General features: G+C 63.3%; 22 protein-coding genes. 10 read left to right on the top strand and 12 right to left on the bottom strand.

Going from position 1 to position 23,804, the window contains the following annotated elements:
- Position 1: 1 nt before the first annotated feature.
- The gene (gene recN / locus B0G77_RS03735; RefSeq protein WP_133660897.1) at positions 2 to 1,669 is read right to left on the bottom strand and encodes a DNA repair protein RecN; all 1,668 of its coding nucleotides are present in this window, start codon (positions 1,667 to 1,669) and stop codon (positions 2 to 4) included.
- 103 nt (positions 1,670 to 1,772) lie between these two features.
- A complete protein-coding gene (locus B0G77_RS03730) occupies positions 1,773 to 2,678 on the bottom strand; it encodes an NAD kinase (RefSeq protein ID WP_133660896.1) in 906 nt (301 codons plus the stop codon).
- 280 nt (positions 2,679 to 2,958) lie between these two features.
- Between B0G77_RS03730 and hrcA the strand changes: the two genes are divergently transcribed.
- The 9 genes from hrcA (at position 2,959) to pabB (ending at position 12,771) form a co-directional block, all read left to right on the top strand.
- On the top strand, positions 2,959 to 3,978 hold the full coding sequence (hrcA, locus tag B0G77_RS03725) for a heat-inducible transcriptional repressor HrcA (RefSeq protein ID WP_133660895.1): 1,020 nt from the start codon (positions 2,959 to 2,961) through the stop codon (positions 3,976 to 3,978).
- A 156-nt stretch (positions 3,979 to 4,134) separates the two neighbouring features.
- Positions 4,135 to 5,208 carry a ferrochelatase gene (gene hemH, locus B0G77_RS03720; RefSeq protein ID WP_133660894.1) on the top strand — a complete coding sequence of 358 codons (1,074 nt, stop codon included), beginning with the start codon at positions 4,135 to 4,137 and terminating at the stop codon, positions 5,206 to 5,208.
- A gap of 55 nt (positions 5,209 to 5,263) precedes the next feature.
- The gene (locus B0G77_RS03715) at positions 5,264 to 5,671 is read left to right on the top strand and encodes an RNA-binding S4 domain-containing protein (RefSeq protein WP_133660893.1); all 408 of its coding nucleotides are present in this window, start codon (positions 5,264 to 5,266) and stop codon (positions 5,669 to 5,671) included.
- A gap of 254 nt (positions 5,672 to 5,925) precedes the next feature.
- Positions 5,926 to 6,144, top strand: coding sequence for a hypothetical protein (locus B0G77_RS03710; protein WP_133660892.1), 219 nt, complete (start codon positions 5,926 to 5,928; stop codon positions 6,142 to 6,144).
- Between the two features lie 11 nt (positions 6,145 to 6,155).
- Positions 6,156 to 6,731, top strand: coding sequence for a nucleotide exchange factor GrpE (gene grpE, locus B0G77_RS03705; RefSeq protein ID WP_133660891.1), 576 nt, complete (start codon positions 6,156 to 6,158; stop codon positions 6,729 to 6,731).
- A gap of 49 nt (positions 6,732 to 6,780) precedes the next feature.
- Positions 6,781 to 7,326, top strand: coding sequence for a thioredoxin family protein (locus B0G77_RS03700; protein WP_243750929.1), 546 nt, complete (start codon positions 6,781 to 6,783; stop codon positions 7,324 to 7,326).
- A gap of 154 nt (positions 7,327 to 7,480) precedes the next feature.
- Positions 7,481 to 9,436, top strand: a complete 1,956-nt coding sequence (gene dnaK, locus B0G77_RS03695) for a molecular chaperone DnaK (protein WP_133660890.1) — start codon at positions 7,481 to 7,483, stop codon at positions 9,434 to 9,436.
- 256 nt (positions 9,437 to 9,692) lie between these two features.
- A complete protein-coding gene (gene dnaJ, locus B0G77_RS03690) occupies positions 9,693 to 10,829 on the top strand; it encodes a molecular chaperone DnaJ (protein ID WP_133660889.1) in 1,137 nt (378 codons plus the stop codon).
- A gap of 25 nt (positions 10,830 to 10,854) precedes the next feature.
- On the top strand, positions 10,855 to 12,771 hold the full coding sequence (pabB, locus tag B0G77_RS03685; protein WP_133660888.1) for an aminodeoxychorismate synthase component I: 1,917 nt from the start codon (positions 10,855 to 10,857) through the stop codon (positions 12,769 to 12,771).
- Between the two features lie 46 nt (positions 12,772 to 12,817).
- On the opposite strand, the gene B0G77_RS45225 is transcribed toward pabB, so the two are convergent.
- The 8 genes from B0G77_RS45225 to B0G77_RS03650 form a co-directional block, all read right to left on the bottom strand.
- Positions 12,818 to 12,952, bottom strand: coding sequence for a hypothetical protein (locus B0G77_RS45225; protein ID WP_279571271.1), 135 nt, complete (start codon positions 12,950 to 12,952; stop codon positions 12,818 to 12,820).
- Positions 12,953 to 13,141: 189 nt separating this feature from the next.
- Complete coding sequence (panB, locus tag B0G77_RS03680) at positions 13,142 to 13,957, bottom strand: 3-methyl-2-oxobutanoate hydroxymethyltransferase (RefSeq protein ID WP_133660887.1); 816 nt, start codon at positions 13,955 to 13,957, stop codon at positions 13,142 to 13,144.
- Positions 13,958 to 13,989: 32 nt separating this feature from the next.
- On the bottom strand, positions 13,990 to 14,670 hold the full coding sequence (locus tag B0G77_RS03675) for a deoxynucleoside kinase (protein WP_133660886.1): 681 nt from the start codon (positions 14,668 to 14,670) through the stop codon (positions 13,990 to 13,992).
- A complete protein-coding gene (folK, locus tag B0G77_RS03670; protein ID WP_133660885.1) occupies positions 14,667 to 15,215 on the bottom strand; it encodes a 2-amino-4-hydroxy-6-hydroxymethyldihydropteridine diphosphokinase in 549 nt (182 codons plus the stop codon). Before folK ends, B0G77_RS03675 begins: the two co-directional genes overlap by 4 nt.
- Positions 15,216 to 15,263: 48 nt before the next feature.
- The gene (gene pcnB, locus B0G77_RS03665) at positions 15,264 to 16,868 is read right to left on the bottom strand and encodes a polynucleotide adenylyltransferase PcnB (RefSeq protein ID WP_133660884.1); all 1,605 of its coding nucleotides are present in this window, start codon (positions 16,866 to 16,868) and stop codon (positions 15,264 to 15,266) included.
- Entirely contained in the window at positions 16,865 to 17,551 is a 687-nt protein-coding gene (locus B0G77_RS03660) for an HAD family hydrolase (RefSeq protein WP_133660883.1), read from the bottom strand. Before B0G77_RS03660 ends, pcnB begins: the two co-directional genes overlap by 4 nt.
- Positions 17,544 to 18,296, bottom strand: coding sequence for a DnaA regulatory inactivator Hda (gene hda / locus B0G77_RS03655; RefSeq protein WP_133660882.1), 753 nt, complete (start codon positions 18,294 to 18,296; stop codon positions 17,544 to 17,546). Before hda ends, B0G77_RS03660 begins: the two co-directional genes overlap by 8 nt.
- A gap of 18 nt (positions 18,297 to 18,314) precedes the next feature.
- Entirely contained in the window at positions 18,315 to 19,388 is a 1,074-nt protein-coding gene (locus B0G77_RS03650) for an AI-2E family transporter (RefSeq protein WP_133660881.1), read from the bottom strand.
- A 93-nt stretch (positions 19,389 to 19,481) separates the two neighbouring features.
- On the opposite strand from B0G77_RS03650, the gene purM reads away from it, so the two are divergent.
- Positions 19,482 to 20,537 carry a phosphoribosylformylglycinamidine cyclo-ligase gene (gene purM / locus B0G77_RS03645; protein ID WP_133660880.1) on the top strand — a complete coding sequence of 352 codons (1,056 nt, stop codon included), beginning with the start codon at positions 19,482 to 19,484 and terminating at the stop codon, positions 20,535 to 20,537.
- 104 nt (positions 20,538 to 20,641) lie between these two features.
- On the opposite strand, the gene miaA is transcribed toward purM, so the two are convergent.
- Entirely contained in the window at positions 20,642 to 21,601 is a 960-nt protein-coding gene (gene miaA / locus B0G77_RS03640) for a tRNA (adenosine(37)-N6)-dimethylallyltransferase MiaA (protein WP_133660879.1), read from the bottom strand.
- 46 nt (positions 21,602 to 21,647) lie between these two features.
- The gene (gene mutL, locus B0G77_RS03635; protein ID WP_133660878.1) at positions 21,648 to 23,669 is read right to left on the bottom strand and encodes a DNA mismatch repair endonuclease MutL; all 2,022 of its coding nucleotides are present in this window, start codon (positions 23,667 to 23,669) and stop codon (positions 21,648 to 21,650) included.
- Positions 23,670 to 23,804: the final 135 nt, after the last annotated feature.

The raw sequence follows: 23,804 nt of genomic DNA, 5'->3' as shown, positions 1-23,804 counted from the left end.
CTCAGGCGGTGAGCATTTCTTTTGCGTGCTTGCGGGTGGTCGCCGTGATCTCGATGCCGCCCAGCATCCGCGCCACTTCCTCGATACGACTGGATCTGTCGAGCGAGGTGACGCTGCTCGTCGTGCCGCCCTTGCCGTTGCCGCTCTTTGCGACCTGAAAGTGATGATCGCCGCGCGCGGCGACCTGCGGCAGGTGCGTGACGCACAGCACCTGCCTGTCTCGGCCGAGTTGATGCAGCAAGCGCCCGACCACTTCCGCGACGCCGCCGCCAATGCCCGTATCCACTTCGTCGAATATCAGCGTCGGCGTGGGGCTCGCGGTGCTTGCGATGACGGCCAGTGCGAGGCTGATCCGCGCCAGTTCGCCCCCGGACGCGACTTTTGCCAACGGCCGCAGCGGCACGCCCGCGTGACCCGCGACGCGAAACTCGATCTGCTCCATGCCATGCGCGCCGCCTTCCGGCAGCGGCACGAGCGCAACGTCGAAGCTGCCGCCCACCATCGACAATTCCTGCATGCCTGTCGTCACGGCCGAACCTAGCGCCTTCGCGGCCTTTGCCCGTGACTTCGACAACTGTTTTGCGTCGGCCACGTAGGCGTCTTTCGCCCTGGCCTCGAAGGCACGCAGGCTGTCGAGGTCGGCGGCGGCGTCGAGCGCGGCAAGCTGCGCCCGGCGTGCCTCGTGTTCTCCGGGCAGTGTTTCTGGCTGCAGGCGGAATTTGCGCGCCATCGAGTGCAACGCGTCGAGACGGCGGTCGACCTGGGCGAGCCGGTCGGGATCGAGTTCGAGCCGCTGCGCGTAATGCGAGAGCGAGTAGGCCGCTTCCTGCAACTGGATCTCGGCGGGTTCCAGTGCGGCGAGCGCATCGTTCAAGGCGGGATCGATTTCGGCAAGGTCACGCAGCTTTGAAATGATCGAGCCGAGATGGGTGATCATCGCCTCATCCGATTCGGACAGCGCCGCGAGCGCGCCCTGCACGCCGTCGATCAGGTTCGCCGAGTGCGACAGCTTGCGATGCTCTGCGTTGATTTCTTCCCATTCGCCGGGTTGCGGCGCGAGTTTGTCGAGTTCGGTCAACTGCCATGCGAGACGCTCGCGTTCGAGTTGCAGTTCGCGGTCCCGCGTCTGCGCTGTTTCGACGGCTTGTGCAGCCTCGCGCCAGTTACGCCAGGCACGTGTCACCGAAGCGGCCGTCTCGAGCAGGCCCGCGTGTGTGTCGAACAGTTCGCGCTGCGCGTCGGGCCGCATCAGCAACTGGTGCGCGTGCTGCCCGTGAATGTCGACGAGCATTTCGCCCACTTCGCGCAGTTGCGCCAGTGTGGCCGGCGTACCGTTGATGAACGCGCGGGAGCGGCCGTTGGCGTCGATCACCCGGCGCAGCATGACCGTGCTGCCGTGCGGGTCGTCGGCGTCGGTGCCGAGCGCCTGCTCGTCGAGCCAGCGCTCGACCTCGGCGTGCGTCGCGAATTCCGCGGTAATGTCGGCGCGGCTCTCGCCGGTGCGCACGACGCTTGCGTCGGCGCGCGCGCCTAGCGCAAGGGCGAGTGCGTCGATCAGGATCGATTTGCCGGCGCCCGTTTCACCGGAAAAGACCGTAAAGCCGCTTTCGAATTCAAGATCGAGCGCGGCGACAATGACGAAGTCGCGTATCGAGAGATGGCGAAGCATGGAGTTTGGTCTGGTTGGCTGTTTTGCTGGCGAATTCGAAACGGTCGCGTCGGTCGAGTCAGTCGCGCTTGTCTGGGTAGTCAGGGCAATGAAGGCAGTCCGCTCACTCAGGCTCGGGGTCGTCTTCGAGCGAGGGATGTTCATTCCAGTGCAGCTTCTTGCGAAGCGTCGCGTAGTAACTGTAGCCGACCGGATGCAGGAAGGGCACCGTATGGCGCGAGCGGCGCACATCGATAGTGTCGTTCAGTTCAAGCGCGGTGAACGACTGCATGTCGAAATTCACGTTCACATCCCGCCCGGAGACGATCTGGATGCCGACCTTGCAGTCGTCAGGCAACACGATCGGCCGGTTCGACAGCGCATGCGGCGCGATGGGCACCAGCACGATGCCCTGCAACTGCGGATGCAGGATCGGCCCCGACGACGACAGCGCGTAGGCCGTCGAGCCGGTTGGCGTGGCGACGATCAGGCCGTCCGAGCGCTGGTTGTACATGAAGCGCCCGTCGACATACACACGCAGTTCCGCCATCCCCGAAAAGCCACTACGGTTGACGACGACGTCGTTGAACGCAAGCGCGTGGTAGATCGGTTCGCCGTTGCGCATGATGCGCGCCTCGAGCAGCGTCCGTTCTTCCCGTTCGAAGCTGCCCGTGAGCATCTGCGGGACGATTTCTTGCATATCGGAAATCGGAATATCGGTAATGAAGCCGAGGCGTCCGTGGTTGATGCCGATGACCGGCGTGCGGTATGGCGCGAGTTGTCGCCCCATGCCCAGCATGGTGCCGTCACCGCCGAGCACGACAGCCACGTCGGCGCGCGCGCCGATTTCCGCCGGGGTTAGCGCCGGATAGTCGGTCACGCCGATTTCCTGGGCGGTGTCCGCTTCGAACACGACGTCGAACCCGCGCTTTGCAATGCACGAGGCGAGCGCCGCCAGCGGCTCGCTGATGCCGGGCGTGTTGCTGCGCCCAACGAGCGCAACGGTCCTGAACTGGCTGGTAACTTGCATGCCGGCATTACACCATAGGTATGCTTCGAAATGAACTTTTCACATTGCACCCGGGGCGCGGTGAGCCGTGCCACGCCGGGCCCTGCTTCGGACGCTGGCTGGGCGGAGTGCGCTTGCCCGGCCCGGGCAGGTTGTCGTTAGAATGATAGAAGCTGGTGACAGGTTGATGGTCGGGACTTCGTGTCGCAGCCGGCGCAACGCGCCGCGCGGCCGCACGATGGTCCTGAAGCTTCCCGTTATTGCTCGCTGTCGCGCAGGCATTGCGCTAAAATTTTCCTTCATGCTAGATCCTCGCGCACAAACCCTCCTCAAAACGCTGATCGAGCGCTATATCGCTGAAGGTCAGCCGGTCGGCTCGCGCACGCTGTCCCGGTACTCGGGCCTCGAACTGAGCCCGGCGACGATCCGCAACGTGATGTCCGACCTCGAGGACCTGGGGCTCGTGATCAGCCCGCATACGTCGGCGGGAAGAATTCCGACGCCGCGCGGGTATCGCCTGTTTGTCGATACCATGCTGACCGTCGAGTCCGCCGCCGACGAGGAAGCCGTCATGCGCACCGTCAAAACGACGTTGCAGGTCGGCGAGCCACAGAAAATTGTCGCAGCTGCGGCGAGCGTGCTGTCCAATTTGTCCCAGTTTGCTGGCGTGGTACTGACGCCGCGGCGCAGCCACGTTTTCAAGCAGATCGAGTTCATGCGCCTGTCCGACAAGCGCATTCTGCTGATCATCGTGACGCCCGAAGGCGATGTGCAGAACCGCATGATGGCGACGCAGCGTGACTTCTCGCCATCGCAGCTCACCGAAGCCTCCAACTACATCAATGCGCACTTCGCCGGCTTGTCGTTCGACGAGGTGCGCCGCCGCCTGCGCGAAGAAATCGACGAACTGCGCGGCGACATGACGGCGCTGATGCACGCGGCCGTCACCGCGAGTACCGATGAAGCCGACACTGGCGAGACGGTGCTGATCTCCGGGGAGCGCAACCTGCTCGAAGTTGCCGATCTTTCGTCGGACATGGCGCGCCTGCGCAAACTGTTCGATGTGTTCGATCAAAAGACCAGCCTCCTTCAGTTGCTCGACGTGTCGAGTCACGCGCAGGGCGTGCAGATTTTCATCGGCGGCGAGTCGAATCTCGTGCCGATCGAGGAAATGAGCGTCGTGACCGCACCGTATGAGGTGAACGGCAAGATAGTCGGCACGCTCGGCGTGATCGGGCCGACCCGAATGGCTTATAACCGCGTGATTCCGATCGTCGATATCACTGCGCGGCTTCTGTCCTTGACCCTCAGCCAGCAGTAACTACCCGACGCGCCGCTCGTGCCTGCATGTCTATGATGCGCGGCATCGCACGCTGCGCCAATAGACCGGAAGGCCAGGTATCGGCGGGACATCGCGCCGCTATAATGGGTCCCATCTGAACCGTTTCAGTCAGCACGCCACCAGAATCCATCGATTATGCGTTTCGACCTCGAGCGGCCTTCGCAGTCCGCCACGTCACATCGTGTCGCGGTGCTGCTGATCAATCTCGGTACGCCCGATGCGCCGACGCCACGTGCCGTACGGCGCTACCTCGCGCAGTTCCTGTCCGATTCACGCGTGGTCGAGATCCCGGCCGTGATCTGGCAGGTGATCCTGCGCCTGTTGATCCTGCCGTTTCGCGGTCGCGCGTCGGCGAAGAAATACGCCGCTGTCTGGATGCCGGAAGGTTCGCCGTTGCGCGTGCATACGGAGAAGCAGGTGGAAGCGTTGCGGCACCTGTTGCAGTTGAACGACTATCAGGTGATCGTCGATTACGCGATGCGCTACGGCACGCCGGGCGTTCCGGCAATGCTGAACCAGTTGAAGCTCGCGGGCGCCGAGCGCGTGCTGCTGATGCCGATGTATCCGCAGTACTCATCGTCGACCACAGCCACTGCGTTCGACGACGCATTTGTCGCGTTGGGTCGCATGCGCAACCAGCCGGAAATCCGGACTGTGCGTCACTACTGCGATCATCCCGCCTACATCGCCGCACTGGCCGCGCAGGTTCACCATTATTGGCAAACGCACGGCCTCCCGGATTTCGCAGCGGGCGACAAGCTGATTCTCAGTTTCCATGGCGTGCCGAAGCGCACGCTCGATCTGGGGGACCCGTACCACGAGCAGTGCCAGCAGACTGCGGCCTTGCTGATGAATGCGCTGCGTCTCACGCCGGTGGAGTGTCGCGTTACGTTTCAGTCGCGTTTTGGCCGTGCTGAATGGCTGCAGCCTTACACAGCGCCAACCCTGAAGGAACTGGGTTCCGCAGGCGTGCGCCGTGCGGATGTCTTTTGCCCCGGATTTACCGCCGACTGCCTCGAAACCATCGAGGAAATCGGCATCGAAGTTCGCGACGAGTTCCTGCATGCCGGTGGCCGCGAGTTTCACCGGATTCCGTGCGTGAATGCTTCGCAGGCGTGGATCGCCGCGCTCGGCGAGATCGTCGCGCAGCACCTGCAGGGCTGGCCGGTGGTGCAGCCGGTCGCAGCGCACGGGGCGGCGGTCGCATGAGTGTCGATTGCAGGGTGTCGCGGCGCCTGGCGTCCTTTACATTGGACGTGCTTCAGTGAATTACAAAATCTCGACCGAACCGGGTGCGCGCCTGCGCATCGACAAATGGCTGTGGGCCGCGCGCTTCTTCAAGACGCGCTCGCTGGCGACGGATGCCGTCGAAAAAGGACGCGTGCGGATTGAGGGCGCGCCGGTGAAGCCCTCGAAGGATGTGCGCGTCGGCGACGCGGTCGAAATCGAGATTGAACGGATCGTGTGGCAGGTGGAAGTACTGGGAATCTGCGACGTCCGCGGGCCGGCCAGCATCGCGCAGACGCTTTACGCGGAAACGGCGGCGGGTAGGGAAAAGCGCCTGCTTGAACTGGAACGGCGCAAGACGTATCGCGAACCGGCGGCCGCCATGCACGGGCGGCCGACCAAGCGCGACCGGCGCATTATCGACAAACTTTCAGGTGGGGATTGAACAGTTGTTCCATCGTGGCGTGCACGCCACCATACTCGGTCGTGCTTTCGTTCACGGCGCCGGACAGGCATATTGTCGTGGTGCCCGCGATGAGCACGAAGGCGACCACCGATATTGCAAACATCAGTTTCACGGTGTTCCCCGAAGTCTGCCGGTAGGAAAAAAGCGATCTGTCAGAGTGGTGAGGCAGATTACGCTTCGTTAGGGTAAACGTGCCTTTTCGGACGCTTAAGAGAAGTTTAGGTCACTCGTTGATGCTGCTCAATCTCAATCTGATGGCAGCTGCGTCATCGTTGTTACGGCCCGTTTCGGCGCACGGTTGCGGTGCGAAAACATCGGTAGACCGGCTTGAAATCCTCGATCCGGACCCCATCTGCACCGTCGGTAAGCGGCGGCTTCGTTGCTTTTTCGCAACGTCTGTTTCAGCGCTGCGTGAGCAGGAAGACGCTGCTGCAGTTTTTATTTTTTTATGACTTTCAGCGACATGGAAAACACGCAAGAGAATCCGACTGGCCAGAACGCCACGCCTGCTGACGAAAACGGCCGCACGGCCGCTGAAGCTGGCACGGTCGATCAACAGGACATTGCGCCTGAAGCGGCGCCGGCTGGCGCAGAGGTCGCTCTGGCCGAAGCGCAGGCAAAGATCGGCGAACTGCAGGAAAGCTTCCTGCGCGCAAAGGCCGAAACGGAAAACGTGCGCCGCCGGGCGCACGAAGACGTAAAGAAGGCGCACAAGTTCGCGATCGAAAGCTTTGCCGAACATCTGCTGCCGGTGCTCGACAGCCTCGAGGCTGCGCTTGCCGACAACTCCGGCGATCTGGCGAAGGTCCGCGAAGGCGTCGAGTTGACGCTGCGCCAGTTGACCGGCGCGCTCGAGAAGGGCCGCGTCGTCGCATTGAACCCAGTCGGCGAGAAGTTCGATCCGCATCGTCACCAGGCGATTTCGATGGTTCCGGCCGAACAGGAGCCGAACACCGTCGTCGCCGTGCTGCAAAAGGGCTACGTGATCGCCGATCGCGTGCTGCGTCCGGCGCTGGTGACGGTCGCGGCGCCCAAATAAGCGGCCTCGTCACCCGCCATTCCGCGCCGCTTCGAGAAACGTCACGACCATGGCCAATATTCCCGTCGACTCCACGGCATTCGCCGTCTTCGATATGCAGGAATTGAGCGCCGCATTGTTCGACGCAGGCCTTGCATCGGCCGGGGACGACCTCGCGGTTGTCTTCTTCTGGGGTCTCGACTGCTTCAACTGTGAGGTCGCCAAGAAAGCGATGCTGGCCCAGCCGGATGCGATCCGCGCGCTTGGTCTGAAATGGTTTCACAGCAACGTCTACGAGCACCGCGAGTTGGGCCGCCGGTTCGTGCTGCATGGCGTGCCCACGTGGTACTTCTTCCACCGCGGCAAGCGGCTTGGTCGGGCGACGGGCCGGCATGGTCTCGCGCAGTTCGAAGCAGCCGTGGCAGCAGCGCGTGAGAAAATTCGTGGGGCGGCCATCCGTGGGGCGGCCATTGGTGAGGCAACCGCTAGCGGTCCGGTCGACGGCTCAGCCCCCGGCAGCGGGCGGGCGGACGCCGCTGCAACCGTCAGCGTGGCAAATCGTGCCCCGAAAGGCGCCGTTTCGCCGGAAACCACGGCCACCCGTTCAGGCGATTGAAAATATTTAATGACCGCATTGCGTTGAGGGTCTTGAAAACAATGCGGATGCACTTATTTTGAGTGCAGGTATGAATTGAAGGCGGGATGCGCTGTGGTCCAGCGGACAAAAGCGCGCGTCCTGCAGCGATCAAAGTTCAGGAGATCAGGAAAAAATGGGCAAAATCATCGGCATCGACCTCGGCACTACCAATTCGTGCGTGGCGTTGATGGAAGGTAATACCGTCAAGGTGATCGAAAACTCGGAAGGCGCCCGCACGACGCCGTCGATCATCGCTTACATGGACGACAACGAGATTCTCGTTGGCGCTCCCGCCAAGCGTCAGTCGGTCACGAACCCGAGGAACACGCTGTTCGCGGTCAAGCGTCTGATCGGTCGTCGCTTCGAAGAAAAGGAAGTGCAGAAAGACATCGGCCTGATGCCGTACAAGATCATGAAGGCCGACAACGGCGACGCATGGGTCGAAGTACGCGAGCAGAAGCTGGCGCCGCCGCAAATCTCGGCGGAAGTACTGCGCAAGATGAAGAAGACCGCTGAAGACTACCTCGGCGAGCCGGTCACGGAAGCAGTGATCACGGTTCCTGCGTACTTCAACGACAGCCAGCGCCAGGCCACCAAGGACGCAGGCCGCATCGCCGGTCTGGAAGTGAAGCGGATCATCAACGAGCCGACCGCTGCCGCACTCGCGTTCGGTCTCGACAAGGCCGAAAAGGGCGACCGCAAGATCGCCGTGTTTGACCTCGGGGGCGGTACGTTCGACATTTCCATCATCGAAATCGCAGACGTTGACGGTGAAATGCAGTTCGAAGTGCTGTCGACGAACGGTGATACGTTCCTCGGTGGTGAAGACTTCGACCAGCGCATCATCGATTACATCATTGGCGAATTCAAGAAGGAGCAGGGCGTCGATCTGTCGAAGGACGTGCTCGCGCTGCAACGCCTGAAGGAATCGGCCGAAAAGGCCAAGATCGAACTGTCGTCGAGCCAGCAGACGGAAATCAATCTGCCGTACATCACGGCTGATGCGTCGGGTCCAAAGCACTTGAACCTGAAAATTACGCGTGCGAAGCTTGAAGCGCTGGTCGAAGAGCTGATCGAGCGCACGATCGAACCGTGCCGCATCGCGATCAAGGACGCGGGCGTAAAGGTTAGCGAGATCGACGACGTGATTCTGGTCGGCGGTATGACGCGCATGCCGAAGGTGCAGGAGAAGGTGAAGGAGTTCTTCGGCAAGGAGCCGCGTCGTGACGTGAACCCGGACGAAGCCGTGGCCGTGGGCGCCGCGATTCAGGGTCAGGTTCTGTCGGGCGACCGCAAGGACGTCCTGCTGCTCGACGTGACCCCGCTGTCGCTCGGCATCGAAACGCTCGGCGGCGTGATGACGAAGATGATCAACAAGAACACGACGATCCCGACGAAGCACGCCCAGGTGTATTCGACGGCGGACGACAACCAGGGCGCCGTGACGATCAAGGTGTTCCAGGGTGAGCGCGAAATGGCAGCGGGTAACAAGCTGCTCGGCGAGTTCAACCTCGAGGGCATTCCGCCTGCACCGCGCGGCGTGCCGCAGATCGAAGTGAGCTTCGACATCGACGCGAACGGCATTTTGCACGTCGGCGCGAAGGACAAGGCGACCGGCAAGGAAAACCGCATCACGATCAAGGCGAACTCGGGTCTGTCGGAAGCCGAAATCGAGAAGATGGTAAAGGACGCGGAAGCGAACGCGGAAGAAGATCACAAGCTGCGTGAACTGGCTGATGCCCGCAATCAGGGCGATGCACTCGTCCACAGCACGAAGAAGGCGCTGACGGAATACGGCGACAAGATCGAAGCGGCCGAGAAGGAAAAGATCGAAGCTGCGCTGAAGGAACTCGAAGAAGCGCTGAAGAGCGGCTCGAGCGACAAGGCGACGATCGAAGCGAAGATCGAAGCGGTGGCCACGTCGTCACAGAAGCTCGGCGAAAAGATGTACGCCGACATGCAGGCGGCTCAAGGTGCTGCGGGTGCCGCTGGCGCGGCGGGTGCAGCGGGCAGTACGTCCGCGGGCGGTGCGAGCCAGCCGGAAGATGACGTTGTCGACGCCGAGTTCAAGGAAGTGAAAAAGGACTAAGCCGGGTTGAACTTTGACCAGACGGCTGCGCGTCGGAAGCGGTGCGCAGCCCGGCTGCAACACGGTCTGGGCCCGGTTGGGCACACGAACGGTTAACGCGCCTGGCGAGCCTTTGGGCTCTCCGGGCACATTTGTTTTATGGAGGGCGCGACTTTTGTCCCGCTATCAGGGAAAAAGTCACGGCCGGACGAGTCGCGAGACTCCAGCATTCACAAGGAGCCGCTGCGCCGGATTGCGCGGCTGGCGTTGAACCGATATGGCGAAACGGGATTATTACGAGGTTCTGGGCGTCGCAAAGAACGCGAGCGACGACGAAATCAAGAAGGCTTATCGCAAGCTGGCGATGAAGCATCACCCCGACCGCAATCCGGGCAACAAGGATGCGGAAGGGCATTTCAAAGAGGTGAAGGAAGCCTATGAAATGCTGTCGGACTCGCAAAAACGCGCGGCGTACGACCAGTACGGCCACGCTGGCGTGGATCCGAACATGGGCGCAGCCGGGGCGCAAGGCTTCGGCGGATTTGCCGATGCGTTCGGCGACATTTTCGGCGACATCTTTGGCCAGGCTGCCGGCGGTGCCGCACGTGGTGGCCGCGCGGGTCCGCAGGTGTATCGCGGCGCCGATCTGCGCTACAGCATGGAAATCACGCTCGAGCAGGCTGCTCACGGTTATGACACGCAGATTCGCGTGCCGAGCTGGGTTTCGTGCGCGATCTGTCACGGCTCCGGCGCGAAGCCGGGTACCAAGCCGGAAACATGTCCGACCTGTAATGGCTCGGGCGCGGTACGGATGTCGCAGGGTTTCTTCAGTATCCAGCAAACCTGTCCGAAGTGCCACGGCACCGGCACCTACATTCCTGAACCGTGCGCGCATTGTCACGGCGCGGGCAAGACCAAGGAAACCAAGACGCTCGAAGTGAAGATTCCGGCCGGCATCGATGACGGCATGCGTATCCGTTCGGCCGGTAACGGTGAGCCGGGTGTCAATGGTGGTCCGTCGGGCGATCTGTACGTCGAGATTCACATCAAGCAGCACTCGGTGTTTGAGCGCGACGGCGATGATCTGCATTGCCAGATGCCGATTCCATTTACGACGGCGGCGCTCGGCGGAGAGATAGAAGTGCCGACGCTTGCAGGTCGCGCAAGCTTCACGGTGCCGGAAGGCACGCAGTCGGGCAAGACGTTCCGTCTGCGCAGCAAGGGTATCAAGGGGCTGCGCTCGAGCATCGCGGGTGATCTCTATGTGCACGTGCAGGTCGAGACCCCGGTCAAGCTCACCGAGGCGCAGCGCGAAATCCTGCAACAATTCGAGAAGTCGCTCATTGAGGGTGGTGCAAGACATAGCCCGCAAAGCAAGAGCTGGTTCGACCGGGTGAAGAGCTTCTTCGATTAATGGCAGTCTGAAGTTGGCGGTATACATGGTGAGGGACGAACGCGACTCCGTGTTCGCATTGCTCGACGACTGCGACTCGACCACGGCTCATCGGTCGAGCCGGCTCTACACGGGTTTCGTGCATGAGCGGGTATGTATGAACCCGGCCCAGCTCGATCAGGTGTGCAAGGCTGTGGCGGCTGACACGGGTAATGGCTTGCACGCCGTTGTGCTCGGCAATTACGAGTTCGGCCGTGATCTGGTCCAGGGCAATGCCTTTCGGTCGTCCCGCGGGGACTACCTCCGGGCACATCTGACGCAGCGTGGCGATGCCACGCTGCGTTTTTTATTGTTCACTCGCTGCGAGAAGCTCTCTTGCGACGAGGTCGACGCGTGGCTTGCCCAACACGATGGCGGAGTGGACGAACCGTCGGTCGCGGGTACGGCTGGCGTGCAGGAGAGCGTCGACTATACAGAGTTCGAACAGGCCATCGCAGGGGTTCACGAAGCGTTGCGCGCTGGCGATTCGTATCAGGTCAACTACACATATCGGCTCGGATTCGATGTGTTCGGCACGCCCCTTGCGCTGTACCGTCGGCTGCGGGCAATGCAGCCAGTGCGCTATGGGGCGTTGGCTGCATTGCCCGATGATCGGTGGGTGCTGTCGTGCTCGCCGGAACTGTTTGTCGAAAAGGCGGGCAGGACGCTGCGCGCGCGTCCGATGAAAGGCACCGCGCCACGTTCGGTGGACGCCGTCGCGGACCGGGGCGCGGCCGAATTCCTCGCGACCGATCCCAAGAACCGCGCCGAGAACGTGATGATCGTCGATCTGCTGCGCAACGATCTGTCGCGGGTTGCGGAGATCGGATCGGTCGCGGTGCCGGCGCTTTTTTCCATCGAGCCGTACGCTTCGGTGTGGCAGATGACGTCGACGATCGAAGCACGCCTGCGCGTCGGGATGTCGTTCGCGGACGTGATTCGCGCGCTGTTTCCGTGTGGCTCGATTACCGGCGCGCCGAAGCACCGGACGATGCAACTGATCGACGCGCTGGAAAGTACGCCTCGCGGTCTCTATACCGGTGCGATTGGCTGGCTCGATGCTGCACCCGCCGCCGACACCGCCGACACTCTGGACGATGCGTGCGGCGATTTCTGCCTGTCGGTGGCGATCAGGACGTTGACGCTGGATGCACCAGCCAGCACCGGCCAGCGGCGCGGAATGATGGGCATCGGCGCGGGCATCGTGCTCGACAGCGTTGCCGCGGATGAATACGCGGAATGTCGATTGAAGGCCCGCTTCCTGACCGAAGCCGATCCCGGTTTCCAGCTCTTCGAAACGATGTACGCGACACGCGAGAGCGGCGCGCGGCATCTCGAGCGCCATCTTGCACGGATGGGCTCGAGTGCCGTGTGGTTTGGTTTCCGCTTCGACGAGGCGGCGCTACGTGACCGGATTGCCGCGCAGTGCGCACAGCTGGCGGCAGGGACGCCCCATCGGTTGCGCCTTGCACTCAATAAAATGGGTGCCGTAGAACTGATCGCCGCGCCGCTCGCACCGTTGCGGAACGACGTGGTGGACGTGCTGCTCGCGCCCGACCACGGTTACGCGGCGACGCAGGCACAAGACGCGTTGCTGCTTCACAAGACCACGCACCGCGCGGAATACGATCGTGCGTGGCACGAAGCGGAGTCGAAGGGCGCCTTCGATATGCTGTTCTTCAACGAACGCGGAGAGTTGACCGAGGGCGGCCGGACGACAGTCTTCGTTAAACTCGATGGGCAGTGGTGGACGCCGCCGTTGTCGTCGGGGCTGTTGCCCGGGGTGATGCGCAGCGTGCTGCTCGCGGACGCCAGCATGGAGGCGCGCGAACGGGTCCTGTTACGGCCGGACGTGCTGCGTGCTGAGGCGCTCATGCTATGTAATGCGCTACGCGGCGCAGTGCCGGCAAGGCTCGTTGCCTGATCAGTGCGCGCGGGCGCGGCTGGCTCACTCGAAATTTCGCGTCTATTCAGGCGTGACCCACATGGAACACCCGTAGCAGCCACGCAGTCAGACGCGCGTGGTGCCTGCTGTCGGGCACGTCGTGCGGCACCGTGGAACGATCGCGGATGCCCGCGACGTCGATCAGGCAGAAGGGGCTCATGGTTGTCTCCCGTTTTTCGTCGGTACGCGGCAGCGCCATCCGCGCTACGCTAACGACAAGACGAAGACACACGCCCCGGTTTGCATGCAAGGTCAATCCGGCCTGAACGATTCCCGCTGTCGACGACGGGTTTTAGCCGATTCTGGCCAGGCCGATCGTCGACGCAGGACCGACGCGGATCCGGAGACATCAAAACGTATGTTCTGGTCCCGGGAACGACCCATCCTTCACCGCGCGCACATACGCCTCCACGGCGGCGTGAATCCCCGTCTGCCCTTGCATGAAATCCTTCACGAAGCGCGGACGCTTGCCGGGAAAAATGCCGAGCATGTCATGCAGGACCAGCACCTGACCCGAACAGTCGGCGCCTGCACCGATGCCGATGGTCGGGATCGTCAGCTGCTTGGTGACCTCTGACGCGAGTAGCGTCGGAATCGCTTCGATCACGATCAACTGCGCGCCGGCATCCTGCATCGCGCGCGAATCGCGCAGCAACTGGCTGGCGCCAGCCTCTGTCTTGCCCTGCACCTTGAAGCCGCCGAACGCGTGCACCGACTGCGGCGTGAGCCCGACGTGCGCGCACACCGGAATCGACCGCTCCACCAGAAAGCGCACCGTGTCCGCGAGCCATTCGCCGCCTTCGAGCTTCACCATCTGCGCGCCGGCGCGCATCAGCTTCACTGAACTCTCGAAAGCATCCGCCGGCGTGCCGTAACTGCCGAACGACAGATCGGCGACGATCAGCGCCGACGGCCGCGCGCGGGCAACGCAGGCGGTGTGATAAGCGATATCGTCGAGGGAGACCGGTAGCGTGGTCGTATGTCCCTGCAGCACATTGCCGAGCGAATCGCCGATCAGCAGCACATCGACGCCAGCGCGATCCAGCAGCGCCGCGAAGCTTGCGTCGTAGCAGGTGAGCATCGCGATTTTTTCGCCGGCTTCGCGCATCGCCTGCAGTTTCGGCACGGTAATGGCGTTCCGGCTCGTTTCCTGCAAATAGGTCATGACAGTCCGTAGGGGAAGAGAAGCACTGCCGCTTACAGCGACGTGCCTTTGACAAAGAATTCCTTGCGACCGCGCATCGACTCCATGCGTTCGATCAGCAGTGCAAGATCCGCGTCCGATTCGAGCGGGTTCAGGTGTTCGGCGTTGACCGTCAGCACAGGCGCGCGGTCATAGTGATAGAAGAACTCGTTGTACGCGTCGCAGAGCGCACGCAGGTATGCATCGGAGATCTGCAGTTCCATTGGCACCGCGCGCTTCTGGATGCGCGAAAACAGCACCTCCGGGCTCGCCTGCAGATAGACGACGAGCTCTGGGTCCGGCCCCTGCGCATCGATGCGCGCAGACAGCGCACGATAGAGCTGCCATTCGTCTTCAGGCAGCGTGAGACGCGCGAAGACGTCGTTCTTCTGCGTCATGAAGTCGGCGATCAGCGGCGTGCCGGCCGAGTGAAACGTTGCAACTTCCTGCACCTGGTGCGCGCGTTGTAGCGCAAAGTGCAGTTGCGTCGGCAGAGCGAAGCGCGTTGTATCGCGATAGAAGCGCTCGAGAAACGGATTATCCTGCGGCCGCTCGTAGACGCCATGCATCGACCAGCGCTCGGCGAGCCGCTGCACGAGCGACGTCTTGCCGACGCCAATCGGACCTTCGATCGCAATATAGCGGACGGGCGGCCGCAGGTGCGGCGCCGTGACGGTGAGCGGTGGCGCGTTCATCGGCAGCCGCCTCCGGACGATTCAGTGTTCTTGCCGGCGAGGGCGCCCAATATCGGGCACTGACACGGCGACTTCATCTTTTCGATGCGCTGCGAAGCGACGGCTGCAAGCAGTGCATCGGCGCGTCCATGTTGCGGGATGACGATCGCTGCGTCGATTTCGACGAGCGGCACGAGCGCGAAAGCGCGCTCGGTCAGACGGGGATGCGGCACGATCAGGTCCGGTTCGTCGATGCAGTGATCGCCGTAGAGCAGGATGTCGAGGTCGAGTGTACGCGGTGCGTTACGAAAGGGGCGCTCCCGGCCGAACTGATGTTCGATCCTGTGACAAAGCGCGAGGAGGTGGCGCACAGGAAGCGTCGTTTCGAGCTTCACGACGCAATTGAAGTAATCGTCTCCGCCCGCATCGATCGGGGCAGTGCGATAAAAGCTCGACTTCGCGAGCACGGCGATGGTGTGCTGTTGTGCGAGGCACACCACTGCGTCTTTCAGGGTCTGGCGCGCATCCCCGAGATTCGCGCCGAGGCCGAGATAAGCAACCGTCATGGCATAGCTTCCTGCGACTTTCGTTCGGCGGCGAACGCCGGAACCGCGTCAGTCCTCGTGTGAGCCGTTATGACTCGCATCGCTGGCCGCGCTGTTACCTGCTGTCGTGCCGCCCTCCATTCCGTCGCCCGGTTTGCGGCTCCTGGCGCCACTGCTGCGCCGCCGTCGTTTTCTGGGCGTTCGGTCCTTCCCGCCTTGCGCGAGTAATGCTTCGCGCGCGGCGACGTCTCCGTCGATGAACTCCGTCCACCACGCACCGACCGACTCATCGAGTTCACCCGATTCGCAGCGTAATAGGAGGAAATCATACCCTGCTCTAAATCTTTGGTGTTCCAGCAGCTTCAGCGCACTGCGGCCCGAGCGTTTTTCGAGGCGCAGCTGCAGGCCCCAGATCTCGCGCATGTCGGAGGAGAAGCGCTTGTGGATCGCCAGTTTCTCGGTCTGCATGTCGAGCACGTCGTCCATCGCGCGATGCAGCGCGGGAACCGGATATTCGCCATTTGCCTCGTATAGCTGCCAGCGCTGCTGCATGTCGTGCCACAGCAGCGTCGCAAACAGGAAGCCTGGGGACACCGGCTTGCCTGCACGCACGCGTTCGTCGGTATTGTTGAGCGCGAGCGTGATGAATTTCTCGCCCTGCGGCTGTTCGAGCACCACGTCGAGGAGCGGCAACAGGCCGTGGTGCAGGCCCTCCTTGCGCAGCCGCGTCAGGCACGCGAGCGCATGACCCGACAGCAGCAGCTTCAGCATTTCGTCGAAAAGACGGGCGGCCGGCACGTTGTTGATCAGATCGGCGAGTTCCTTGATCGGCGCACGCGTCGTGTCTTCGATCTCGAAGCCGAGCTTCGCGGCAAAACGCACGACGCGCAGCATGCGTACCGGATCTTCGCGGTAACGCGTGACCGGGTCGCCGATCATCCGCAACAGGCGCGAGCGCATATCGGCCATGCCGTTGTGGTAGTCGAGCACGGTCTGCGTGGCCGGATCGTAGTACATCGCGTTGATCGTGAAATCGCGGCGTGTGGCGTCTTCGTGCTGCTCTCCCCAGACGTTGTCGCGCAGCACGCGCCCGCTTGCATCGACAGCGTGAGTGCGGCGGTCAAGCTCGTCGCGCTTCAGCCGGCGCGGCGGTGCGGCGTCGGCGGCCGGCGGATCGACGAGCGCGCGGAACGTCGAGGTTTCGATGATTTCCTGGCCAAACTGCACATGCACGATCTGGAAGCGCCGGCCGATGATGCGTGCGCGGCGGAACAGCTTCTGTACCTGATCGGGCGTGGCGTCGGTCGCGACGTCGAAGTCTTTGGGCGCAATGCCCAAGAGCAGATCCCGAACGGCGCCGCCGACGATGAACGCCCGGTGTCCCGCCTGCTGCAGACCTTCAGTGACGCGGATCGCGTTCTTCGAGATCAGCGAGGGGTCGATGCCGTGGATATCGGACGAGATGATGACGGGCACATCCGGGTCATGTGCGCCGCCTGCGCCTTTGGGTGCGGCGGCGCGGGCAGGCTTGCGGCGCGTCTTTGCAGGAGTGTCGGCGCGGCTGGACGGCGCGCGGGTGGCTTGGTTGGCGTCAGACGGCGCGGTTTCGGCCGCCGCGTCGTCAGCGGGTGCCGGATCCTGTCCAAACAGCTTGCGGATGAGTTTTTTGATCACGTGGGTTGAAAGAGTTCGAGGATGCGCCAGCCTTTGGCCTGCGCGTGCGCGCGCAACGTGTCGTCGGGATTGGTCGCGATCGGGTCGGTGACTTTTTCGAGCAGCGGAATATCGTTGTGCGAATCGCTGTAGAAATAGCTGCGCTCAAAATCCGACCATGTCTTGCCGAGCGAAGCGAGCCAGGCTTCGGTACGGACAATCTTGCCTTCCTTGTAGCTCGGCGTGCCAGTCGGCCGGCCGGTGTAGTCCGAATGCGGGAGGCCGTCGACGGTTTCCGCTTCGCAGGCGATCAGCTTGTCGACGCCGAAGACTTCGGCGATCGGCGCGGTGATGAATTCGTTCGTCGCCGTAACCATGCAGCAGAGGTCACCCGCGTCGCGATGCTGGCGCACGAGTTCGAGGGCAGCCGGCACGATTGCGGGCTTGATGACTTCGTGCATGTACTGCTGGTGAAACCCGGCCAGTTGCGCGCGGGAATACTTTGCGAGCGGCGTGAGCATCGCGACGAGGTAGGCGTGGATATCGAGCCGGCCAGCCTTGTAGTCGGCGAAGAAACGGTCGTTTTCACGCGCGAAGTTTTCGGCATCGACCATGCCGTGCTTCACCATGAAGCGCCCCCATTCGTGGTCGCTGTCAGTGGGAATGAGCGTGTGATCGAGGTCGAAGAGTGCGAGATTAGCCATGGGGGCCCATTTTACTTGAAGCGGGTGAAGGTGTAGCCGTTCGGGCATCTGCCGTGCTGGCGGGCGACGCCAGCATCGTGCGCAGGAGCGGCAGCGTCACGGCGCGCTTCTGTTCGAGCGAAAAGCGGTCGAGCGCGTCGAGCAGCGCCATCAGGCTCGGCATGTCACGGCGAAAGTGCGTGAGCAGGTACGCCGGGACGTCGTCCGCGAGCGCGATGCCGCGCTCGCGCGCCGCGTGCTTGAGCACGGCCGCCTTGCCTTCGTCCGGCAGCGGAGCGAGGTGAAACACGAGGCCCCAGCCGAGCCGCGTGCGCAGGTCTTCGCGTACCGCGAGCCCGATCGGCGCCGCACTGCCGGTGGCGACGAGTGCACTGGTGGGATGCGCGCGCACTTCGTTGAAGAGGTTGAAGAGGGCGATCTGCTGCGCGCCGGAGAGGCCGTCGCAGTCGTCGATCGCGTAGATTGCGACTTTCGGGTCGAACGCGAACGCGGCGAGGCCGTTTTGAGGGCTCGCGAAGCGGGCCTGGCCGGGCGGTGCGTCGTGCACGAGCGCCTGCAGCAGATGGCTGCGGCCGCTGCCCGTTTCGCCCCAGATATAGAACGTGCGATCGGCGAGCGGCCCGGCCGACAGCGCGCCGTCCAGCTCACGCAGACGCGTGACCAGTTCGGCATTGCTGCCGGCGAAGAAGTTGTCGAATGTCGATGGCGGCGGGGTGCCGAGATCGAGCGTCAGTTGACGAAGCACAATAGAAGCCGGAATCAGTTACTTGTAAAGCGCGCTGGCCAGATAGCCGGCGCGCATTTCGCGCAGCGCGACCGAAAGGATGGCGCTGACGGGCAGCGCAAGCAGCACGCCGAAAAAGCCAAACAGCTGGCCGAACGCGAGCAGCGCGAAGATGACCGCAAGCGGATGCATGCCGATGCGCTCGCCGACGAGCCGCGGCGTCAGGAAGAATCCTTCGAGAATCTGCCCGACGCCATACACCACCGCGACCGCGCCGAAGCCGTACCAGTCGCCGAATTGCAGCGCAGCGGCGAGGAGCGCAAGGACAAGCCCTGTTGCGTAGCCGATGTACGGAATGAACACCGCGAGGCCCGTGAAGATGCCCACCGGCAGCGCAATCTCGAAGCCCGCAATGAAGAGCGCGGCCGCGTAGTAGATGGCGAGCACCGCCATCACCAGCAACTGGCCGCGCAGGTACTGCGACAGCATGCGGTCCATGTCGACGGCGAGTTGCGTGGTCTTGTCGAGCAGACGGCGCGGCACGAAAATTTGCACACGCGCGAGCATCGCGTTCCAGTCGTACAGCAGATAGAACAGCACGAGCGGCACCATCACGACGTTGCCAATGATCGTGATCATTACGTTGCCGCTGGTGCGGATCGAGGTCCATGCATAGAGCGCGACGGTCTGTGCGCTGCCTTCGATGCGCGCCATGACCATGTCGCGCAGGCTCGCGAAATCGAGCGCATCGGTGACGCCGAACGCAGTGAGTTTCGGCTGCAGCAGGTCATGAATGTGCGCGAAGAACGCGGGCACCTGTTGCTTTAACTGCGGACCTTCCTTCTGCACGACGATCAGCACGAGCAGCACGAAGACGGTGAGCAGCAGCGCGAACATCAGCATCATCAGCAGCGCGGCAAGCCCGCGCGGCACCCGCCGGCGCACCAGCCACGCGACGCCCGGATGCAGGATGTATGCGAGGATCGCGCCGAGCAGGAACGGCGTGAGGACCGGGCTTAGCAGCCACAACAGGATGCCCAGACCGAGCGCGATGGCGACCCAGATGAAGGCCTGACGCTGGTAGGGCGTGAGAATGGGCGAATTCTGCTGCAAAGTGTGTTTCCCTGGTGGTCGGGGCTGGCGAATTCCAGCCAACGGGCCGGCATCGGGTAAAATCGCATTTTACCGACCTTCTCGCTCTTCCCCATGAATCAACCGAAATCCGCCCCTGACGCCCAAGGCCTGTCGTATCGCGACGCCGGCGTGGACATCGACGCGGGCGACGCCCTCGTCGACGCGATCAAGCCCTTTGCCAAAAAGACCTTGCGCGACGGCGTGCTGGGCGGCATCGGTGGTTTCGGCGCGCTCTTCGAAGTGCCGAAGAAGTACCGCGAGCCGGTGCTGGTTTCGGGCACCGACGGCGTCGGCACGAAGCTGAAGCTCGCCTTCCAACTGAACCGGCACGACACCGTCGGCCAGGATCTGGTCGCGATGAGCGTCAACGACATCCTCGTGCAGGGCGCCGAGCCGCTGTTCTTCCTCGATTACTTCGCCTGCGGCAAGCTGGACGTGGGCACGGCGGCGACCGTCGTGAAGGGCATCGCGCAGGGCTGCGAACTGGCCGGTTGCGCGCTGATCGGCGGCGAAACCGCGGAAATGCCGGGCATGTACCCGGATGGCGAGTACGATCTGGCCGGTTTTGCGGTCGGCGCGGTCGAAAAGAGCAAGATCATCGACGGCAGCACGATCGCTCCGGGCGACGTGGTGCTGGGTCTCGCGTCGAGCGGGATTCATTCGAACGGTTTTTCGCTTGTGCGCAAGATTATCGAGCGTGCACATCCGGACCTGTCGGCGGATTTCGACGGGCGCTCGCTCGCCGATGCGCTAATGGCGCCGACGCATATCTACGTGCAGCCGCTGCTTTCGCTGATGCAGACGATTGCCGTGAAGGGCATGGCGCATATCACCGGCGGCGGCCTGGTCGAGAACATTCCGCGCGTGCTGAAGGACGGCCTGACAGCTGAACTGGATCAAAGCGCGTGGCCGTTGCCGCCGCTCTTCTCCTGGCTGCAGAAGCATGGCGGCGTGGCCGATGCCGAGATGCACCGCGTGTTCAACTGCGGGATCGGCATGGCAGTGATCGTGTCCGCGGCCGATGCTGATCAGGCGATCGCGCTGTTGTCCGCAGCCGGCGAGCAGGTCTGGAAGATCGGCACCGTGCGCCAAAGCAGGGAAGGCGAAGCGCAGACTGTCGTGGTCTGATCGCTGCGCTCCCGGTTTTTGCCGGCAAGGTTGTTAAAAAGCCGTCTGACGCAAGTCAGACGGCTTTTTTAATGCGCGTTCGTCGTGCTGCCTGCACGAGAGTGTCATGCAGACTCGCCGACCACGTTTTCGATGGCCTGGAGCGCCTGTTCCGTCGCGTTGTCCGCACAACAATCGACCACGATCCGCTCCGGCATCGCCCGCAGCCATGTCAGCTGGCGTTTGCATAACTGGCGCGTGGCGAACACACCTTTGTCGCGCATCGTGGCGTGGTCGATGGCGCCGTCGAGGTATTCCCAGGCCTGCCGATAGCCGACGCATCGCATCGAAGGCAGTCCGGGATGCAGATCGCCGCGCGCGCGTAGCCGCCTGACTTCATCGATCAAGCCATTCTCGAGCATCGCGTCGAAGCGCTTTGCGATCCGTTCGTGCAACACGCTGCGATCGGACGGCTCCAGCGCGACTGGCGTGAACCGCCACGGCTCGCTCGCTGCATCGATGCGGGCGGGCGCTGCCAGCAACGCCGACATCGGTTGGCCAGTCAGCATGAACACTTCGAGTGCGCGCTGGATACGCTGCGAATCGTTGGGCGCGAGCCGGGCGGCTGTCACCGGATCGGCTGCGGCAAGCCGGGCATGCAATGCGGGCCAGCCGTCGCGAACCGCATCGGCGTCGAGCATCGCGCGGACCTCCGGATCGGCCGCCGGCAGATCGTTCAAACCCTGCTTGAGCGCCTTGTAGTAAAGCATCGTGCCGCCGACCAGCAACGGCACGCGTCCACGAGCCACGATCTCGCCGACCAGCCTCAACGCATCGGCACGAAAATCGGCCGCAGAGTAGGCATCGAGCGGGTCGACGATGTCGATCAGGTGATGAGGCGCAAGCGCACGCTCTTCGGCAGTCGGTTTGGCCGTGCCGATGTCCATCTCGCGATACACCAGCGCCGAATCGACGCTGATGATCTCGACCGGCCGCCGCGCGGCGAAGGCGAGCGCAGCGGCGGTCTTGCCGGAAGCAGTCGGGCCGAGCAGGCAGGCGACCGGCGTGACGTGCGACGCTGTCATGAGAGTCGAACCCACGCGGGCGAGATGCACACGCTAAATCGCGCGTTCATTGGCCGCGCATGAAAAGGCGATCGAGATCGGGGAGGGTGAGCTGATACCACGTCGGACGTCCGTGATTGCACTGGTCGGCGCGTTCGGTTGCTTCCATCTGGCGCAGCAGGGCGTTCATTTCGTCGAGCGTCAGACGCCGGTTTGCACGCACCGCGTGGTGACACGCCAGTGTGCCGAGCAGTTCGTGCTGACGTTCGGTCAGCACGCGCGAGCCGCCGAACGCATGCAGGTCGGCGAGCACGGCGCGGGCGAGCGCCTGCAGGTCGGCATCTTTAAGAAGGGCAGGCACCGCGCGGATCGCGAGCGTGTTTGGCGACAGCACCGCGAGGTCGAAGCCGAGCGCGTCGAGCGTGTCCCGCTCCTCTTCGACCGTGCCGATCTCGATCGGGTCCGCGTGCATCGACACTGGAATCAGCAGCGGCTGCACGGCGATCGTGCGGTCGGCCAGCGCGTTCTTGAACTGCTCGTAAAGGATGCGTTCGTGTGCGGCGTGCATATCGACGATCACAAGACCGTGCGCATTCTGCGCAAGCACGTAGATTCCGTGAATCTGGCCGAGCGCGAAGCCGAGCGGCTGTTCGTCGGCGGCATCGAACGAGGGTGACGCCGCAGGTGTAAAGCTCCCTGGGAACGCAGACGGCGATGCGGTGAAGGGCGACATGCCCTCGCCTTCCGCGGCGCTGTCGCGTGCTTCGAGCATCGTTGTGGCGCCCTGCGGCGTGCCCGCGCCCGTGTCCTTGCGGCCGAACAGCGCGTCGTAGAGCGCAAGCGGCTGCGCGACCGGCAGCGTGCCCTGGGTCATGCGCGCCTGGCGCAGCCATGTATTGCCCGCCTGGGCCTGAATGCCACCGCCGAGCGGCGTCGAGCCGAACGAAGCAGGTGTCACTGGTTCGACATGCGCCGCGTGACCGCCCGCCGTGGTTTCGGGCGAGGCGCCCGCGTGTCGCGCCAGCGCGCGTTGTACCGCGTGAAACACGAACTGGTGGATCGAACGCGAATCGCGGAACCGCACTTCGATTTTCGACGGATGCACGTTGACGTCGACGCCTTCAGGAGGCAGGTCGAGGAACAGCACGTAAGACGGGTAGCGGTCGCCGTGCAGCACGTCTTCGTAGGCGGCGCGCACCGCGTGCGTGAGCAGCTTGTCGCGCACGAAGCGTCCATTGACGAAGAAATACTGCTGGTCCGCGCGACCTCGACTCGCCGTCGGCAGACCCGCGCAGCCGTAGACCGCCAGCGGCCCGGCGGATTCGTCGAGCGGCAGGTGTGCAGTCGCAAAGGTTTCGCCGAGGATCTTCGCGACGCGCGTCGCCGGATCGGTCGCGTTCCAGTGCTCGACCGCGCGCCCGTTATGCAGCACCGACATCGCCACGTCGGGCCGCGCGAGCGCTGAACGGCGGATCATCTCGAGGCAATGTCCGAGTTCGGTCTGCTCGCTCTTCAGGAATTTGCGCCGCGCGGGCGTGTTGAAGTACAGCTCGCGCACTTCGATCGTCGTGCCCTGCGTGCCGGCCGCGGGGGAGAGCACGCCGGTCTGCGCATCGATGCGCACCGCGTGCGCCGCGCTCGCCGTGCGGCTCGTGATGTACATCTCCGCTACCGATGCAATCGATGCCAGCGCTTCGCCGCGAAACCCGAGCGTCGCGACCGCCTCGAGTTCGGCGAGCGAGCGGATCTTGCTGGTCGCGTGGCGCAGCAGCGCGAGCGGGAGTTCGTTCTCGGGGATGCCGCAGCCGTCGTCCGTGATCGAGATGCGTTTGACGCCGCCTTCGTCGAGCACAATACGCAGTGTCGTCGCGCCGGCGTCGAGCGCGTTCTCCAGCAGTTCTTTCACCACCGATGCCGGCCGCTCGACCACTTCGCCAGCGGCGATCTGGCTGATCAACTGGTCGGGCAGGGGCTGGATCGCGCGCAGCGGACGCGGGCCGGCGGCGGCCGGAGCCTCGAACCTGGAGCCGTTTGCAGGGCTCGCGGGGGGCATGGCCGCGTCGGCAGGCTTTTCGGAAAAATCGGACATGGCGAAATTATAGCGATTCGCCGCACTTTGCCTGGTTCGGCCAGATTCGGCTCGCTTGACTACGCGTGTGGCCGCGCACGCCGAACTTTTTTATCTTTAAGGGGCACTTTCGGTATCATGGCGCGGTCAATTTCC

Origin of the sequence: Paraburkholderia sp. BL10I2N1, from assembly GCF_004361815.1 — a bacterium.
Lineage (GTDB): Bacteria > Pseudomonadota > Gammaproteobacteria > Burkholderiales > Burkholderiaceae > Paraburkholderia.
Note: the sequence above shows the minus strand (reverse complement) of the source record. Positions and strands in the feature narration are given on the sequence as shown.

Coding starts and splice junctions, on each gene's coding strand:
- B0G77_RS03660 (WP_133660883.1), bottom strand. CDS start 17,551: ATGGCTAATCTCGCACTCTTCGACCTCGATCACACGCTCATTCCCACT.
- grpE (WP_133660891.1), top strand. CDS start 6,156: ATGGAAAACACGCAAGAGAATCCGACTGGCCAGAACGCCACGCCTGCT.
- dnaJ (WP_133660889.1), top strand. CDS start 9,693: ATGGCGAAACGGGATTATTACGAGGTTCTGGGCGTCGCAAAGAACGCG.
- pabB (WP_133660888.1), top strand. CDS start 10,855: ATGGTGAGGGACGAACGCGACTCCGTGTTCGCATTGCTCGACGACTGC.
- mutL (WP_133660878.1), bottom strand. CDS start 23,669: ATGTCCGATTTTTCCGAAAAGCCTGCCGACGCGGCCATGCCCCCCGCG.
- dnaK (WP_133660890.1), top strand. CDS start 7,481: ATGGGCAAAATCATCGGCATCGACCTCGGCACTACCAATTCGTGCGTG.
- hrcA (WP_133660895.1), top strand. CDS start 2,959: ATGCTAGATCCTCGCGCACAAACCCTCCTCAAAACGCTGATCGAGCGC.
- B0G77_RS03700 (WP_243750929.1), top strand. CDS start 6,781: ATGGCCAATATTCCCGTCGACTCCACGGCATTCGCCGTCTTCGATATG.
- B0G77_RS03710 (WP_133660892.1), top strand. CDS start 5,926: ATGCTGCTCAATCTCAATCTGATGGCAGCTGCGTCATCGTTGTTACGG.
- folK (WP_133660885.1), bottom strand. CDS start 15,215: ATGACGGTTGCTTATCTCGGCCTCGGCGCGAATCTCGGGGATGCGCGC.
- panB (WP_133660887.1), bottom strand. CDS start 13,957: ATGACCTATTTGCAGGAAACGAGCCGGAACGCCATTACCGTGCCGAAA.
- B0G77_RS45225 (WP_279571271.1), bottom strand. CDS start 12,952: ATGAGCCCCTTCTGCCTGATCGACGTCGCGGGCATCCGCGATCGTTCC.
- purM (WP_133660880.1), top strand. CDS start 19,482: ATGAATCAACCGAAATCCGCCCCTGACGCCCAAGGCCTGTCGTATCGC.
- B0G77_RS03730 (WP_133660896.1), bottom strand. CDS start 2,678: ATGCAAGTTACCAGCCAGTTCAGGACCGTTGCGCTCGTTGGGCGCAGC.
- hemH (WP_133660894.1), top strand. CDS start 4,135: ATGCGTTTCGACCTCGAGCGGCCTTCGCAGTCCGCCACGTCACATCGT.
- miaA (WP_133660879.1), bottom strand. CDS start 21,601: ATGACAGCGTCGCACGTCACGCCGGTCGCCTGCCTGCTCGGCCCGACT.
- recN (WP_133660897.1), bottom strand. CDS start 1,669: ATGCTTCGCCATCTCTCGATACGCGACTTCGTCATTGTCGCCGCGCTC.
- B0G77_RS03675 (WP_133660886.1), bottom strand. CDS start 14,670: ATGAACGCGCCACCGCTCACCGTCACGGCGCCGCACCTGCGGCCGCCC.